Below are 16,970 nucleotides of genomic sequence, written 5' to 3'. Positions count from 1 at the left end.
AAATCCCCACCAGAATACTGGTAGGGATTATCTTTCATCTGCAAGATCGGTCAAGTGCCCTTAAACGATCGGCATTGCACCGGAATGACAGAGGTTTTTCGCCATCCCCAAACGCTTTTAATTGGGGATCCAGGTGTTGCCGTAGATTTTGGCTTTGTTGATACCTTAAAGCGTAAAGCAAACACCTGGATTCCGGCTTTCAAAGCCTCACCGGAATGACAGAGGCTTTTCGCCATCCCCAAACGCTTTTAATTGGGGATCCAAGAGTTGCCCTTGATTTTGGCTTTGTTGATACCTTAAAGCGGAAAACAAACACCTGGATTCCGGCTTTAAAAGCCTCACCGGAATGACAGAGGCTTTTCGCCATCCCCAAATGCTTTTATTGGGGATTCAAGAGTTGCCTTAAATGTTAGCTTTAGGTTCTATCCGCTTAGCATCCTAGCATCCTAGCAGCACAGCGCTCTAGGCTTTTAGCCAATTCCAAAAAGCAAAAAACCAACTTGATATAAGTTGGTTTAAAAGCACATGATAATTAAATGTTATTGTTCGAGTAGAATTTTTTCTACACTTTTTTTGAAGTCTGCGCCTAACTTAGCATCACGTAAGCCATATTCAACAAAAGCATTCATATAACCCAATTTATCACCACAGTCGTGCGACTTACCGGTCATGTTAAATGCTTCAACGGTATCTTGCTCAATCAACATATCAATAGCGTCAGTTAACTGAATTTCGTCACCTGCACCCGCTGGTGTTTTAGCCAGTAAACGCCAGATCTTTTCAGATAACACATAACGGCCAACAACCGCTAAATTAGACGGTGCTTCACCAACATCAGGCTTTTCAACCATCCTTTTTATTTTAGCTGAATCACCAGGTATTATATCAACACCATTACAATCGGCAATGCCGTATTTATTAACATCACACTCTGGCACTGGAGCAACCATAATCTGGCTGGCAAATGTCGCTTTATAACGCGCTATCATTGCTGCCAAGTTTTCAGTTTTTTGATTGGCAGTGTATTCATCTAACACAACATCAGGTAGCACGACCGCAAAAGGGTTATTACCAATACAAGGGTAAGCACATAGTACCGCATGACCTAACCCTTTAGCTTCGCCTTGACGCACATGCATGATGGTCACATCTTTAGGACAAATCGCTTGTACTTCTTCAAGTAGTTGACGTTTTACACGTTTCTCTAATGTAGATTCAAGCTCATAAGACTTATCAAAGTGGTTTTCAATCGCATTTTTACTGGCATGAGTGACTAAGACAATCTCTTTAACCCCTGCAGCCACACACTCATTGACGATATATTGAATAAGAGGCTTGTCCACTAACGGTAACATTTCTTTCGGAATGGCTTTGGTTGCTGGCAACATACGAGTACCAAGACCTGCAACAGGAATAACTACTTTCATTTAAAATCCTTGTAAAAATGAGCCTAATCTAAGGTTAAACTCTGGCCAACCAATGATTAGTGTAAAATAAATTAATCGACTAAGAAGTTCTCATAAAAAACTAAGATACAAGGTTAATGACTTTCTTAGCAGCATCGGAGTTTTTAGCTTTTTGCTGATAAACTAAATCACAAATGCCATCCGTCGGCGCAAAACCTGTAGGCGTTTTAAGTAAAATATCACGAATAGCTTCATGATTAAACGCATGACAAGCTTGATCTAAACGATCTAAAATTAATGCGTATTCAGACCAGGATAAATACAATTCATTTGCTGTCATGATGCGTTCATGTTCAGTACCTGTGACATCATCGCCAATAAGCAGTTCTTCGTATAATTTCTCACCTGGGCGTAATCCACTAAACTCGATAGCAATATCGCCCTCAGGATTTTTCTCACTTCGGACTTCATAACCACTTAAGCGAATCATTTTTTTAGCTAAATCAATAATTTTTACCGACTTACCCATATCCAGTACAAATACATCACCGCCCTTACCCATAGCACCTGCTTGGATCACTAACTGAGATGCTTCAGGTATCGTCATAAAAAAGCGGGTAATTTCTGGGTGAGTAACAGTTACAGGACCACCATTAGCAATTTGAGTTCTAAACAAAGGCACAACCGAGCCCGATGAACCCAGCACATTACCAAATCTAACCATACAAAAACGGGTTTTATTATTCTCTCGTGACAATGCCTGTAAAACGAGCTCTGCCATACGCTTAGTGGTGCCCATTACATTCGTTGGACGTACTGCTTTGTCTGTTGAAACCAACACAAATGTCTCAACCTTTGCCGCTATAGCTGCCCTAGCGGTATAGAGTGTACCAAATACGTTATTTCGAACACCTTCAACGACATTGTGCTCTACTAGAGGCACATGCTTATACGCTGCAGCATGATAAACTGTTTGCACGCCAAACGACTCCATAACCGCTTGCACACGGTTTTCACGCTGTACTGAACCCATCATAGGCAGAATTCTGACATTCAGACCGAGCTCTTTAGCCGTTGCATTTAACTCACGGTCTATGGCATACAGAGCAAACTCAGATAACTCAAAAAGCACTAACTTTTTAGGTGACTGCTTTAAAATCTGTCGACATAACTCCGAACCTATAGAGCCTCCGGCACCAGTGACCATAACCACTTTGTCTTTAATATTGGCAGACAAAAGATCTTCGCGAGGATTAACTGCATCACGACCAAGTAAGTCATCAATTTCAACTTCCTTGATATCACTATAAAGTTTGGTACCGTTTACAAGATCAGACATTGCAGGAATAGTGAGTACCTGAACGGCTAAAGGTTCAAGACGAGTTAATATCGCCTGACGTTTAGCACGAGTGGCGCTTGGCATGGCAAGTAGCACTTTTGTGACTGATTTTTGCTTAATCAACTTACGAATAATGGAAGGAGAATGAACATGAACCCCTTGAATAACCGTACCATGTAAGCACACATCGTCATCAACGAAAGCAAAAGGATGATACTCATGGCTTTGAACCAACGACGTTAATAATTGGCGGCCACTCACACCAGCACCATAAATGATCACAGGCTCACCAGTACGTTTCATACCAGAACCGACAATAGAGCGAACTATCGTTCGTGAACCACCAATAAAAACTAATGAAAATGCTGCGTAGATTAACGGAACCGTGCGAGGGATATTAGCTTCAGCATAAAAAGAGACCAACACTAATGTAATGGTTGAAACCATCACCCCAATCACAATGGCAACTAGAGCTTGTAAGCCCATGTAACGCAGCACTGCGCGGTAAAGGCCTAATTTAGCAAATAATACTAAACTTATGGGCAAAACGATTGAAATGACCAGCCAAAAGGTAGCATTGCTCAACACGCTGATATCATCGAGTCGGACTAATAATGCAGCCCAAAAAGCACAAACTAAAAAGAATGAATCAACAAATAGGCTTACCATGCGTTTCTGAGGACGAGGTAAAGAGAAAATACGTTGCAAAAAATCCATTTCGCGCTCCAAATTAATAACATTCATAATAATAAAATCTTATCTACATTAAAAAGGTAGTCTAACCAGTCAAAACATCGAGTTTAACACGAGTGTACTTTATTGATAAAAGTTATGTGATAGAGAAAAGACAATATCAGCACAATATTCAATAAGACATTGGCTGATATAGGCTTGATAATGACAAAGCAAGAAACCTGAGACAATTTACCTTGTAAACAAGATACATTGAGACGAAAAAAATTATCATCGTAGACGTAAAATCAAGAGATTATCGAGTGTGCACAATAGATAGCACTATTCGACCAGCATAACGACTAACCTTAATCAGAACCGAATAAATCACGGGTATACACTTTGTCCGCAACATCACGAATTTCATCAACCATACGGTTAGACACGATCACATCACAACTAGCTTTAAACTCTTCAAGTGATTTAATCACTTTAGAGTGAAAGAATTCGTCATCTTTTAAGGCGGGCTCATATACCACGACTTCAATTCCTTTAGCTTTAATACGCTTCATAATCCCTTGAATGCTGGATGCTCGAAAATTATCCGAACCCGACTTCATGATTAACCGATAGATGCCTACACGTTCTGGATTACGCTTTAAAATCGAATCAGCTATAAAATCTTTACGCGTAGTATTCGCATCAACAATTGCACCGATAATATTATTTGGCACATCAGTAAAATTAGCACGTAATTGCTTGGTATCTTTTGGTAAGCAATAACCGCCATAGCCGAAGGAAGGGTTGTTATAATGATTGCCTATGCGTGGATCTAGACCGACGCCCTCAATGATTTGACGCGAATTCAAGCCATGAGATTCTGCATAGGTATCTAACTCGTTAAAATAAGCAACACGAAGTGCTAAGTAGGTATTTGAAAATAATTTAATAGCTTCAGCTTCGGTTGAATCAGTAAACAATACTTCTATATTATTTTTTATTGCACCTTCAACCAAAAGGTTAGCGAAAACTTGTGCTCGTTCAGAACGTTCACCGACGATAATACGTGAGGGGTGTAAATTATCGTATAAGGCACGACCTTCGCGTAAAAACTCCGGTGAAAAAACTATGTTATCACACCCTAGCTCTTCCTTAATACGAGCAGTATAACCAACTGGTACAGTGGATTTAATAACCATCATCGCAGTAGGGTTAATAATCATAACATCTCTAATCACCGCTTCTACTGATGAAGTATCAAATTTATTTGTTTCAACGTTATAATCTGTTGGTGTTGCGATAATTACATATTGAGCATTCGTATATGCTGATTTTTTATCTAGCGTAGCCCTGAAATTAAGCGACTTATTGGCCAAAAAGTCCTCAATCTCTATATCAACAATTGGTGATATATTACAATTAAGCATCTCTACTTTTTCCGCTATTATATCAACGGCAACAACCTCATGCTTTTGAGCTAGAAGCATCGAGTTTGATAAACCTACGTAACCTGTACCAGCAACTGCAATTTTCATTATTACTTCTCTTCAAACTAAAAACTATTTAGGCTTTAAAGCATCACCTGACCCACTACCCGTAGCTGTCATAATGATATATTTAAAGTAATCTTTGATAGTTAAACTATCGATCATCTGCTTGTCTATTTTGGCAAGTAAAGTAGGAGTTGACATATCAATATTTTGGACTTGAGCCAAGCCCGTAACCCCCGGTAAGACGTCATAAACACCTAATGCGTCACGCTCTTTAATTAACTCTACTTGATTAAACAAATTTGGACGTGGACCTACAAGACTCATTTCCCCTTTAAGAACATTAATAAGTTGCGGAAGCTCATCAATTTTCGTTTTTCGCAAAAAATTACCAAGCTTAGTAATAGAAGCATTGCTAGCAAGGTGACTTGCAACGGATTTTGTTTCTACCGACATCGTTCGAAATTTTATAAGGTTAAATGCTTTTTTGTTCCGCCCGACTCTAGCTTGTACAAATATAGGTGAGCCTGTATCAAAAAGCCCAATTAAAAAAACTAGAGCAAATATTGGAAATAGAAAGAATAATCCAAAAAAAGAAACAAGAAAATCAACAAATCTAATCATAATGGTGCTCATCTGTGAACCAGTTTAAATACATAAAACCAACTAATAGTATGGCTTACTTAGACTTTTCAAAAGGAGTAAAATGTTCAAATGGAGTTTGAACAGGCTGCCAATCGAACTCCTTCCTAAACTTTTGGCAATCGACCTGAAAAGGCGTTAAGAATAACCTAGACAGCTTACTGCCCCCTAATACAAGATCAAATAATTTTATACAAAAATGAGGTAAGTATACCTGGACAGGTTTAATGTTATGGTAATTAGCAATCAAGTTACTCATCTCTTTGATGCTAACGTCATGATCATCAGAAAGGTTATAAACGCCGCTGTTATTATTTTTACAGCTCAGAACAGCCTGAATGGCGCTTAACAGATTATTTAAACTTAGATAACTTCTCTTTGCATTAAAACTTCCAAATGGTAAGACACGAGAGGTAGACGTCAACTTGACAAACTTCCCGAAATTGGCTGGCGCTGACAAACTATAAACTAAAGGGCACCTCAGAATGATGACTTGCATATCGACCTTTCGACCTAATTCTAGGAGCGAACATTCAAATTTTAAGCGAATATCAGAAATATCATCTACACCTCTGCCGATACAATCCTCCTTGAAAGGTCTAGCAACAGCGCCAAAGCCATAAACGTTAACAGTACTTAAATAGACAAATTTATTACAGCCTTGCTCCGCTGCTTTCTCTGCAAAATTAAGTGCTTCAGTATAGTTAACTCTTAGATGCTCATCTATTGAATCAGACTTATTATGTGCAGAAGCGGCTAAATGAATTACAGTATGAAAACTATTAATATTGGATAATTGACTAGAAAATTGAGAAATGTCTTCAAGTATGTGCTCTTTATGACATTTATTTCTAGATTTCCTTTTTGAAAAAAGAACGGTACTCTCACAATTAAGTTCTAGGCTAAGATTACTACCTATAAAGCCTGAAGCTCCTGTAATCAACAACTTAGTTAAGTCCATTTACATGAATTCCTCTAAAAAATCTAACACCAAAATTTTCCCCACTGTTCATCCATAGAGAGATCGCTAAACTTTTCAAAACCACTTCCAGGAGTTAATGTTATTTCACCAAAATATATTTTGGAATCAACTAAATAAAAATCCACTCGCGCGTACTTTAAACCCGCGCACAATTTAACTCCCAAACTTGCCATATCTCTAATAGAGTCAGAAGAAGGTAAGTTGTACTCTCCATTTGGGTGTAATAATTGAAGATTGATCAGTTCCATATTAGAATCATAGAAATTTCTTATATGATCCACAAAGCGACCTGCATCAACCTGTAAAAACCAGATAGGATCATCATTATTCTCAAAGATATGAAACTTAAAATCTTCTGGAACAGAACCTTCGCCAAGGCGTTTTTCTACAATAATTTTTTTAGGTATTGATGAATAATGCCCTTCTCCAAATAAAACACCATCGAATTCGCTACTAAGTGCAGCATCGAACTTTTGAAACAATTCAACATTGGTTTTTCCAGACGGTAAGAACTCAATGTGTTTAGGGCCGCTTCCATGGTTTGTTTTTGCTACCAAATTACCGTCTAAAATAGGGAAAGACTTAAAGTCTTTAGAGTCACAAGAATAAACTAAAGGAATAAGATATTGTTCACCAATTTTTTCAGCGACATATGTTCTAACTTCATATTTATCTGCCAAAATAGAGTAAACTGGCAGATAGTTAAATTTACGACAGTTAACCTTTTCGCTGAAAGTTGTTGGTTTAGAAATTGATAATAAATATCTATGACGGTAGAAAAAATAAATACTAACTCTTACTTTAAGCGGAAGACTTAAAAAAACCTTTTTAAAAAAACTAACCTGCATCAAAAACTCCTCGATAAACTATGACTGATACGTAAAAAATTAAATTCGATAGCCTTCCAGCAAAAAATAGAAACTATCGATTGGACAATCAAATACATAACCAAATCAACTAAGGTACTAAAACTTACCCCTAACCCGAGCATAACTTGAATTATAGGGAAATGCGTAATATATATAGAATATGAGTAATCTGCTTTTGATGAAAAGAAAGCAAACTTTCTATTTAAAAAACTTAAAGATAACACTAATATACTAACAGCAATAGAGAACAAAAATGATAGTTCAAAGAAAAACAAAACAACACAACACAAAAGTAATATAGAAACCAGTCCGGTATTATGTTTAAAGTGACAACTAAAAAAATCAAAATATTTATAGAGAGCTATCCCTAAAACAAATAAATACAGCTTAGATGGTAATTGATTATATAAAGGACCAAGATTAATTGATAAAAAACCTTCTAATCCATAAAGCAAAAAATTAAAGAGGATACTCGATAGTAATAATCCAAAAACTATATAAACAGGTTTTTTAGCACGCTCTATAAACCAATATATAAATGGGAGCGCTATATAAAACATCACTTCGACTTTCAATGACCAAAGTGCACCATTGATAATCTGATGATTATTACCTTCAAATAACCCTGGAATTGTTGGGTACAAAAAATTCATAAACGTCAAATTAGCCAACAAATAACAGACTATCTCTTCAATATCAACTTGACCGTCAAAAACGGCCCAAAATATCAATGGAATAGATACAACAACTAATCCATATAATGGGTAAAGTCTGAAAAACCTTTTGTAAGTATAATCTTTAGGGGATGGCTTACGATCCCAACTCATGTATATGAGAAAACCGCTTAAAACGAAAAATAAATCTACAGCTCTAGATGCAAGAGGATAAGTAAACGCCAATATATTTTTTGTCAGATCGGTGTTGGTCAAAAAAGCCATATGAATAGTAACAACTACAAACGCGAGATAAAAACGTAACTCATTTAAGCTATTTTTTTTATTATTATATTTCATATTGTATCATACAGCTTTCTGATTTTATTTTGCCATTCAAAAGGAAAAAATAGGGACTGTTTAGATTCTGACGTATTATCAACGAGCCTTTTATAATCCAGCTCTGAACTAGAAACTATATAATCCAAAATAACTTCCGAAATTTCATCAGTAGAACTCAGCACTTCAAAGTACCAACCAGCACTTTTAACTACACTACGAGAATAGCCCATGTTAGGAGCTATAACTGGCAGATCTGCAATCATAGCCTCTGCTAAAGGATTACCATAGGTTTCACTCAAGGATGGGAAAAACATATACGTAGCCCCCTTATAAAAAGGAATTAAATCTTCTTGGGACAACTCACCTAAATTAACGAAATTATTTACATTTGCCCCTCTTACTAAAAACTCTGATGCTCCTGGTATTAGAGGGTTTATAGTTACCAAAACCTTCAAAGGTAAGTTTCTTTGCGTAGCTTTTAAAGCCAAACTTAAAGCTTGCTCATGATTCTTATGAGGATAAAACCGACTTGGATAGAAAAGCGTAATACAATCTTTATCTAATTTCCTATCGGGAGTATCAACCCCCTTAAAATGATTAGCAATCGGGTTAGGTATAACGACTACATTTGAATTAAGATCCCCATATTTATCCAAATATAAACTTAGCATATTTTCTGTCTGTACAATAATAGTTTTACAACTTCGAACCGTTTTTGTAAAAATTTGACGCTTCAAAAACTCAACAAATTTAGGGAATCCTTTTAGATTACCGTAAAGAACATCATCGACAATATAGGGGTGGTGTAGCAAAACAATAGCTGGTAGGCCTTTAAAACCAAAACTGAAATTACCGAATGACAACAGCCTGTCAACCATATACTTATTGCAGAGTTTTCGGACTAGAAAAATATTAACATAAAACACGAGCAACAAACTTTTCCACGAACCAGCATAACTAGCAACTCGTATATAATCAACGCCTGTACGTTGAGGCAAATCGTCATAAAAGGTTATACCAGGAATTATGAAAATATAATCATCATCAGAATTAAGAGACTCTAGAATAAAGTTCTTGGCGATCATTCTTGGTCCCGCCGCCACTTGATTGGAAAAATTAACGAGATATTGCATTCATGCCTCTATATAGAAAATACAAAATAAAAATTACAACAACAGCTATCATAAAGTTGAATATATAGGCATTAGATATGCCAAACCCAGTCACAGCAGCTAATACATACAAAGGATAAACAAATGGAGAGTTATTTTTCATTGTTATGTTATTTAAAAAAACCAAGAAGATACTAGTTAAAATTGAGTAAATAAAAACACCTCCAATGCCAAACTGTACCCATCCAGAAGTATATCGACTAACAGGCCAACCGACCGGAATAAATTGATAAAATGGAGCATCAACACCTGGGTTTATTCCCTTCGCCAAATTATAAATAAACACAGCTTCATCTACTGGTGGTTTATTGGGATATAAAAAAGATGGTATTATCCCATAAAAGAGATTAGGCAATGTAGAGAGGTAAAAGTATCGTTCTCCATCATCAAAATAGTTAAAGATAAAAATAGACAGATCTATATCACTAAAGCGTCGAAAAAGCTCACCCAGGTGTGGAATTGCATCATAAAATAATTGTGTAGGTTCTAAGGCATACTTTATAGCGGCTCCAGCCTCCCTTAAAGGAGGGGCTAAAGCTGAGAAAAATATTAATATAGAAATGCCTAAAATAAACTTAAAACTAATTAAAGAAATTTGTTTTACCCATAAGTTCCAGCTGAGCGCAAAAATAATAAGAAAAACAACTGAATTTTTACGTTCACCATATGACGCTAACATTAAAAACATCAAAATCAACAAAAAGAATAAAAACGCTTTTTTCCCTATCGACCTGTTAGAATTAGCATAATAACAAACAGATACAGAAGCCAAAACAAGGCTGCTGTATACGAAAAACAACCTTGTAATTCCAGAGCCTCTAATTAATTCTGTTTTCCCTGCCATACTACCTAAAAGTAATGTAAGGCCACCTACTTGAGACAAAAAAGCTACGTAGCTAACAAATACAATCAATAGTAATAAAATCAAATATGAGAATCTTACTTTAATGAGAGGGATATTGTGAGTTGCTTTAGGTTTATAAACCAAACAAACTATGGTAAAGCACATTAAAAATATTACCCTTACAAATATATGCAATACATAGGTATTTTCTAGGTCATCAACCCAGGCTAGCGCAGATTGATACAATATTTCCGGGTTATAATAAGAGATAAATAAAAATGGTACTTCACAGAGCATATAACATAAAGTTAAAGGAAAAATGGAAAGCAGAGGATAACGATTTTTAACCCAAAAAAGGAGAACGGCTATTATCAATACGTATATTAGTAAAGCAATGTTAAACATTACTTTTCCCAATTATTGAAGCAGGTACACCTGCAGCAATACTATTCTCCTCTAATATAGATTTAGTGACTAGAGCTCTAGTAGCTAAAATAGAGGATCTTGCTATAAAATCACAACTATCCATAATACACACATCAGAGCCAAGCCATACAGAATCCTCAATCAGTAGGTCTTTTGGTTCAGGAATAGAGCGAGGATAATATCCATGGCTATGAGATAATATCTGGCAACCTCGACTCATTAACACATTATCTTTAATAATAACATTCCCAGTGATATCTATACGACACTCTCTACCTATCTCAACGTTATTACCTAATCTTAAAGAGCCAAAATTGCTTTCAGACAAAATTCTTGTACCCTTTCCTATATGTACTGCATCGCCGACCGAAACCCTCTTTGGCGATTCAATTACAGCACCCCATTCTATGAAAAAACTGCGACCGACTTCTCTAAGTGAGTGCCTGTAAAACTGTGTGGTAAACCTATCTAATATGAATTTAATAATTTTCGAAGGTAATCTAACCATAAAAAGAAAAAAACCGCTATCTGAATACAACCTATGCAACATCTTTTTTAACTTCATAATCGCCTCTAAACATAAATAAACCATTAAATACGCACAAAGAAAAGTAAAATATACTGTATGAATACACGATACTTAAAGCACTAAAATCTAAAAAAAGATACGGAATAAATGCTGCCCCAGATGAGAGAATGGTGCTATTTAACGTTACTTTCTGCATGTTTTTACTAATTGCAATTCTCACCGAGTAAAATGCAATGCTATAACAAAAAATCATCAGTGCTGCAGCAGTACAAAGAGCCTGAGTTAGTTCGATATCAAATACCCAAGAAAATGCATTCCTGCCAAATAAAACAATTAATGCATATAACGTGGAGGATGATAGTGTTAAAAGCAACATCAACTTACTGGCAGTAAACTCTCGTTTCAAAAACTTGATGCTTTTCCGCCCCATAAGATAGTTACTTTGAGAAGACAAAAAAACAGCAATCAAGCTAAATGCTTGCATCACTATTTCTAAGTAAGCCATTTGTTCCATACCATTTTCGACTCTCGCCAACGCCATTCTTTGTACTAGGAATAAAATACCATTTATCGTTAACCCACAAATTAACAACATCGGTTTTGAGAGTTGTAAATTTGAAAAGTCAAAGCTAACTTTAAACTTGTAGCGCCTTAGAAAAATCCATTTAAATAAAAAATCCAAAGCATTGAATGAAATCGCAAATAAAAGGGCAAGTACTGTAGAATCTATCGTTAGAAAATATAGAAAAGAACCAAGAACACCCATAGTCAAAAAGCTAGAGATGAATAAAACATTAGTTTTATCTTTCGTAACAATGCAAACATACAAATATGAATTTGCAATAGATCCAAAAACACCTATGCATAGGATTATTGGTATATAAAAATTATCAATCGTTCCATCAACAATGATGACAACAGCAGATAAAACAGATGAAACTATGGCAAACAAAAAGTAAATAGCGGTAACCTGTTCCACTCTTAAAGTTTCGTTTGCAAGTGATGATACACTATGTGGGACTAGAGACGACGAGACAATGGTTTCAAAAAAATTAAAAAATGATTTTACGTATGCGTAAGTACCATAATCATATATATTTAAACTTCTTACTAGAATTAAGTTTAACATAAAGATAAATACTTTAGGGATAACTGATGAAAACAAAACTTTTAACAACTTTAGCATAAAACCACTCAGAACCGCCTAAAAATCAATCAGGAAATATTGTTAACAGACTAGTTTATTAGCCTAACAACCCAATTATCAATATCATACTTTTTATAAATAGCATCAGGCAAATCAATATAAGGCTTTAAAAGAAATTCATCTAAAGTAAACGAACTTTCTCCCAAAACATAAATATTATTCTCGTTATAAAAGTCATAATTAATGACAGATGAATTATTAGTCACTATTTTTTTCTTCATTCCTAATGCTTCAATAGTACGCATTGTTAGACCAACTTGAAGATAATGAGAAAAATCGATAACGCAATTAGATTTCAACAATAATACTCTAAGTTCTTCCTTACTCTTTTTATCAAATCCAACTTCTGTAATAGATAATTCTTTGGGAAGTTTACCAAACAATTTTTTCAAATAAAAAATAGGTCGACTTTGGCAATAAAAATAAATGTAACTTTTACCCGTTCCCTCAACCAAAGACACTACATCTTTTACATCTTTATAGCGGTTGCTGTGCAAGGTTCCCGCAAAATAGAATACAAAATCAACATTAACTGCCTTATCTAGCTTAAACTCATTAGAATAAAACAGTGCCAAATGTTCGACTTTATTGTTTTCTTTGCAATCGTCACCATCGAACGACTTCACTTTGTCATAAAGATGAAACTCAGCTGGAAGCAGGCTATTGTTTTTAAAAGAATCCCAATTATAGAAAATCAACTCTGCTTTAGGGAATAATGACTTCAATTTCATTAGTAATTTTTGCCCTACGCCCTCACCTTTAATAACTACTATCTTGTCATAATCAGAGTCATAACTTATCCGAGACAATAAGTATCTATAATAATGTGCTTTCATAATAAAGCTGAAAAATCGATAAAATACTTTATACAAATTATTGGGTGCGTCTATATGTGGATACCAATCAACCTCACACTCGGACTTTATTAGCGCTTGTTTGATAGCACATTCATATCCAAAAAACTCAGGTGTAATTAACAATATTTTCATTTAAAGTACTTTTTTAAAATCATTTACCATACTTTTTAGGTCGTCTAAAACATTCCGTGAAGAAAAGCCAAACTCATCTCGAATTTTGCTAATTGGCACAACTGGAAAATGCTCATTATTATCACAAGAGTGCCAACTAACTTTACAACCTGTTTCAACCTGCAAAACATTTGCGATTTGTTCTGCAGAAACATTTACTCCGCTTGCAATGTTATAAATTTCACCGTTAAGCTTCTGTTTCTTACTGATTTTAACGATCATTTCCGCAACGTCTAATACAGAAACATAATCCTTCTTATACGATGGAGTAACATACATATTAACCACTCCATGATTAATAGCATCACGAGTAATAGCCGGTAAGAATAAAGGACTATTTAAAGCGACACCATAAACATTTGAAGGCCTAACAATACATGTGTTAAGGCCACTCTTTAAGCACATCTCTTCTGCGGTCAATTTAGTCAAATTAAATAGCCTACGTTCGTCATTAGCGGATATGATTAAATCAGAGCTCTCTGCTGAACATGTCTGATTCATATATACACGAGTAGATGAAATATAAATTAACTTTTCAAAATTAGCTTTTTCCAACAAACTGTTTAACAAGAAAACATTTGCATTTAAAACTTTAAACGGATTTTTTTTACAATTTCCATGACCGACGCAGTAGATTACAGTCCCTAAATTTCGTTCAAATATTCCCTTGTCTTCTTTTTCTGGTACAGATACTTCAACACCACTAACACGGAGTTGTCGTACTACCTCGGTACCTATAAATCCCTTCCCGCCAAATACTGTATAAAGCGTCATTTGTTGTCCCACCCATTAATAATCTTATCTTTAATTTCGGTGAGTGTAGGTAAAGCCATATCCTTATCAGATAATAAAGGCGCACTTAAAGGCCATGGAATTTGTAAATCAGCATCATTCCACAATATGCCACTTTCATCTGATGGGTCATAATAATCCGTGCACTTATATTGAAAATCCGCTGATTCACTGAGCACACAAAAGCCATGTGCAAACCCTGGAGGCACATAAAACTGTAGCTTATTTTTACCTGTTAAAAGAACAGACTCATATTGACCAAAAGTCTCTGAGTCTTTTCGCAAATCAACTGCAACATCAAAAACTTCGCCATCTGTTACCGTGACTAATTTACCCTGAGGTTTCGTTTTTTGAAAATGTAATCCTCTTAGAACACCTCTAGTTGATCGTGAACGGTTGTCTTGGACAAAGTCTGAATCTATTCCAGCCGTTTTGTAGCGTTCAGCTTGAAATGTTTCATAGAAGAAACCTCTTTCATCACCAAATACTTTTGGTTCAATAATTAACAAGTCTTTAATTTTTGTTTTGATAATATTCATATTAATTTCATTTTTTAATTATTTTGTAATGTTCAATAAATATTGACCATAACCAGTTTTTGACAATGTTTGTGCTATATCGCGCACTTGCTGTTTAGTTAACCAGCCCTGTAATAAGGCTATTTCTTCTAAACAAGCAATTTTGAAACCTTGTCTTTTTTCAACCGTTTGAACAAATTGTGACGCTTCTAACAATGAATCATGAGTCCCAGTGTCAAGCCATGCAAAGCCACGTCCTAATTGTTCAACGTTTAAGTTTCCTTGATTTAAATAAGCTTGGTTAACACAGGTAATTTCAAGTTCATTACGTACAGATGGTTTAACATTTTTGGCAATATTGACAACAGAATTATTGTAAAAATAGAGTCCTGTTACTGCCCAGTTTGATTTTGGTGTTATAGGTTTTTCTTCTATTGATAACGCTTTAAATTTATCATCAAATTCGACAACACCAAAACGTTCTGGATCCATTACTTGGTAACCGAATACTGTCGCTCCAGATAAGTTCTCTACTGCATTCTTTAGTTGCTTACCAAACGCTTGACCAAAGAAAATATTATCGCCCAATGCTAAACACACATCGTCAGAGCCAATGAATGATTCACCTATGATAAAGGCTTGAGCAAGGCCATCGGGTGATGGTTGGACTTCATAAGTAAGGTTAATTCCAAACTGACTACCATCACCTAATAAACGAATGAATCCATCTTGTTCTTCTGGTGTAGTAATGATGAGAATTTCGCGAATACCCGCGAGCATTAATACCGATAATGGATAGTAAATCATCGGTTTGTCATAAATAGGCAGTAATTGCTTTGATACGCCTTTTGTTATTGGATGTAGTCTTGTACCTGAACCGCCGGCTAAAATAATTCCTTTCATAAATCCTCAAACGTTATACATGACAAATATCAAAAAATACTATCAAGCATTAATGCCTAAACGCTCACGTTGATAGCTACCATCTTGTACATGTTGACACCATATTTGGTTAGTCAAATACCATTCGATGGTTTTACGTAAACCCGTTTCAAATGTTTCTTCTGGTTGCCAGTTAAGCTCATGACTCATCTTACTCGAGTCAATCGCATAACGACGGTCATGACCTGGTCGGTCTGTGACATAAGTGATTTGTTCAGCATATTGTGTGTCTTTAGGCACTAGTGTGTCTAAAATATTGCAAATGGTAGTTACCACTTCGATATTTTGTTTTTCGTTGTGACCACCGATATTGTAAGTTTCACCGACTTTACCTGTTGTCACTACTTTATAAAGTGCACAAGCATGATCTTCAACATAGAGCCAATCACGAATTTGATCACCTTTACCGTAGATAGGAAGTGGCTTCCCTTCTAATGCATTGAGGATCACTAATGGAATTAGCTTCTCAGGAAAATGATACGGACCGTAGTTGTTAGAACAGTTAGTCACAATGGTGGGTAAACCATATGTGCGTAACCATGATCTCACTAAGTGGTCACTTGCAGCTTTAGATGCTGAATAAGGACTGCTTGGTGAATACGAGGTGGTTTCTGTAAATAATGGTAGCGCTTCATTTGAGCTCTGGCCATCTTGTTCATCAGGATGAGGTAAATCACCGTACACTTCATCGGTAGAGATGTGATGAAAACGAAATGCTTTCTTGGAATCGGCTGATAACGTATTCCAATACTCTCTCGTTGCTTCAAGAAGAGTGTAGGTACCGACTATGTTAGTTTGAATGAAATCTGATGGTCCGGTGATTGAACGGTCAACGTGTGATTCAGCCGCAAGGTGCATCACTGCATCTGGATTGTGTTGCTTAAACACGCGGTCCAATTCAGCACGATCACAAATATCCACTTGTTCGTAAACATATCGCTCATCATTTTCTACACTTACAAGTGATTCAAGATTGCCTGCATAAGTTAATTTATCAACATTGACTACGCTGTCTTGGGTATTATTGATGATATAACGCACTACTGCAGAGCCGATAAAACCGGCGCCGCCTGTGACAAGAATTTTCATTTTTATGTTTCCGAATGTTCTTTAATAG

Annotated in this window: 16 protein-coding genes; all 16 read right to left on the bottom strand. The window is 35.8% G+C overall.

Annotation, left to right across the window (positions count from 1 at the left end; all coding sequences use genetic code 11):
• Nucleotides 1–539: 539 nt before the first annotated feature.
• The 16 genes from galU to rfbB all read right to left on the bottom strand — a co-directional run bounded on the left by galU (nt 540) and on the right by rfbB (nt 16,942).
• Entirely contained in the window at nt 540–1,427 is an 888-nt protein-coding gene (gene galU / locus AAEY98_RS19855) for a UTP--glucose-1-phosphate uridylyltransferase GalU (RefSeq protein WP_351019068.1), read from the bottom strand.
• A gap of 100 nt (nt 1,428–1,527) precedes the next feature.
• Complete coding sequence (locus AAEY98_RS19850) at nt 1,528–3,462, bottom strand: polysaccharide biosynthesis protein (RefSeq protein ID WP_351019065.1); 1,935 nt, start codon at nt 3,460–3,462, stop codon at nt 1,528–1,530.
• 323 nt (nt 3,463–3,785) lie between these two features.
• On the bottom strand, nt 3,786–4,952 hold the full coding sequence (locus AAEY98_RS19845; RefSeq protein ID WP_351019062.1) for a nucleotide sugar dehydrogenase: 1,167 nt from the start codon (nt 4,950–4,952) through the stop codon (nt 3,786–3,788).
• A 24-nt stretch (nt 4,953–4,976) separates the two neighbouring features.
• Nucleotides 4,977–5,531 carry a sugar transferase gene (locus AAEY98_RS19840; RefSeq protein ID WP_351019074.1) on the bottom strand — a complete coding sequence of 185 codons (555 nt, stop codon included), beginning with the start codon at nt 5,529–5,531 and terminating at the stop codon, nt 4,977–4,979.
• Between the two features lie 55 nt (nt 5,532–5,586).
• Nucleotides 5,587–6,510, bottom strand: a complete 924-nt coding sequence (locus tag AAEY98_RS19835) for an NAD-dependent epimerase/dehydratase family protein (protein ID WP_351019059.1) — start codon at nt 6,508–6,510, stop codon at nt 5,587–5,589.
• Between the two features lie 23 nt (nt 6,511–6,533).
• Nucleotides 6,534–7,379, bottom strand: a complete 846-nt coding sequence (locus AAEY98_RS19830) for an ATP-grasp fold amidoligase family protein (protein ID WP_351019056.1) — start codon at nt 7,377–7,379, stop codon at nt 6,534–6,536.
• Nucleotides 7,379–8,413: an acyltransferase family protein gene (locus AAEY98_RS19825; protein WP_351019053.1), complete on the bottom strand. Its 1,035-nt coding sequence runs from the start codon at nt 8,411–8,413 to the stop codon at nt 7,379–7,381. Before AAEY98_RS19825 ends, AAEY98_RS19830 begins: the two co-directional genes overlap by 1 nt.
• The gene (locus AAEY98_RS19820) at nt 8,410–9,528 is read right to left on the bottom strand and encodes a glycosyltransferase (RefSeq protein WP_351019050.1); all 1,119 of its coding nucleotides are present in this window, start codon (nt 9,526–9,528) and stop codon (nt 8,410–8,412) included. Before AAEY98_RS19820 ends, AAEY98_RS19825 begins: the two co-directional genes overlap by 4 nt.
• The gene (locus tag AAEY98_RS19815) at nt 9,512–10,816 is read right to left on the bottom strand and encodes a hypothetical protein (protein ID WP_351019047.1); all 1,305 of its coding nucleotides are present in this window, start codon (nt 10,814–10,816) and stop codon (nt 9,512–9,514) included. Before AAEY98_RS19815 ends, AAEY98_RS19820 begins: the two co-directional genes overlap by 17 nt.
• Nucleotides 10,809–11,402 (bottom strand): acyltransferase, encoded by a 594-nt coding sequence (locus AAEY98_RS19810; protein WP_351019044.1) that lies wholly within the window; start codon nt 11,400–11,402, stop codon nt 10,809–10,811. The genes AAEY98_RS19815 and AAEY98_RS19810 overlap by 8 nt, the downstream gene beginning before the upstream one ends.
• Nucleotides 11,377–12,345: a hypothetical protein gene (locus tag AAEY98_RS19805; RefSeq protein ID WP_351019041.1), complete on the bottom strand. Its 969-nt coding sequence runs from the start codon at nt 12,343–12,345 to the stop codon at nt 11,377–11,379. The genes AAEY98_RS19810 and AAEY98_RS19805 overlap by 26 nt, the downstream gene beginning before the upstream one ends.
• 257 nt (nt 12,346–12,602) lie before the next feature.
• Nucleotides 12,603–13,562 (bottom strand): WaaS/CpsH family glycosyltransferase, encoded by a 960-nt coding sequence (locus tag AAEY98_RS19800; RefSeq protein WP_351019038.1) that lies wholly within the window; start codon nt 13,560–13,562, stop codon nt 12,603–12,605.
• On the bottom strand, nt 13,563–14,375 hold the full coding sequence (locus AAEY98_RS19795) for an NAD-dependent epimerase/dehydratase family protein (RefSeq protein ID WP_351019035.1): 813 nt from the start codon (nt 14,373–14,375) through the stop codon (nt 13,563–13,565). It abuts the gene before it with no gap.
• The gene (rfbC, locus tag AAEY98_RS19790; protein WP_351019032.1) at nt 14,372–14,932 is read right to left on the bottom strand and encodes a dTDP-4-dehydrorhamnose 3,5-epimerase; all 561 of its coding nucleotides are present in this window, start codon (nt 14,930–14,932) and stop codon (nt 14,372–14,374) included. Before rfbC ends, AAEY98_RS19795 begins: the two co-directional genes overlap by 4 nt.
• Before the next feature lie 18 nt (nt 14,933–14,950).
• Nucleotides 14,951–15,814: a glucose-1-phosphate thymidylyltransferase RfbA gene (rfbA, locus tag AAEY98_RS19785; RefSeq protein WP_351019029.1), complete on the bottom strand. Its 864-nt coding sequence runs from the start codon at nt 15,812–15,814 to the stop codon at nt 14,951–14,953.
• Nucleotides 15,815–15,856: 42 nt separating this feature from the next.
• On the bottom strand, nt 15,857–16,942 hold the full coding sequence (rfbB, locus tag AAEY98_RS19780) for a dTDP-glucose 4,6-dehydratase (protein WP_351019026.1): 1,086 nt from the start codon (nt 16,940–16,942) through the stop codon (nt 15,857–15,859).
• Nucleotides 16,943–16,970: the final 28 nt, after the last annotated feature.

This window comes from Shewanella sp. AC91-MNA-CIBAN-0169, assembly GCF_040310165.1.
Lineage (GTDB): Bacteria > Pseudomonadota > Gammaproteobacteria > Enterobacterales > Shewanellaceae > Shewanella.
Note: the sequence above shows the minus strand (reverse complement) of the source record. Positions and strands in the feature narration are given on the sequence as shown.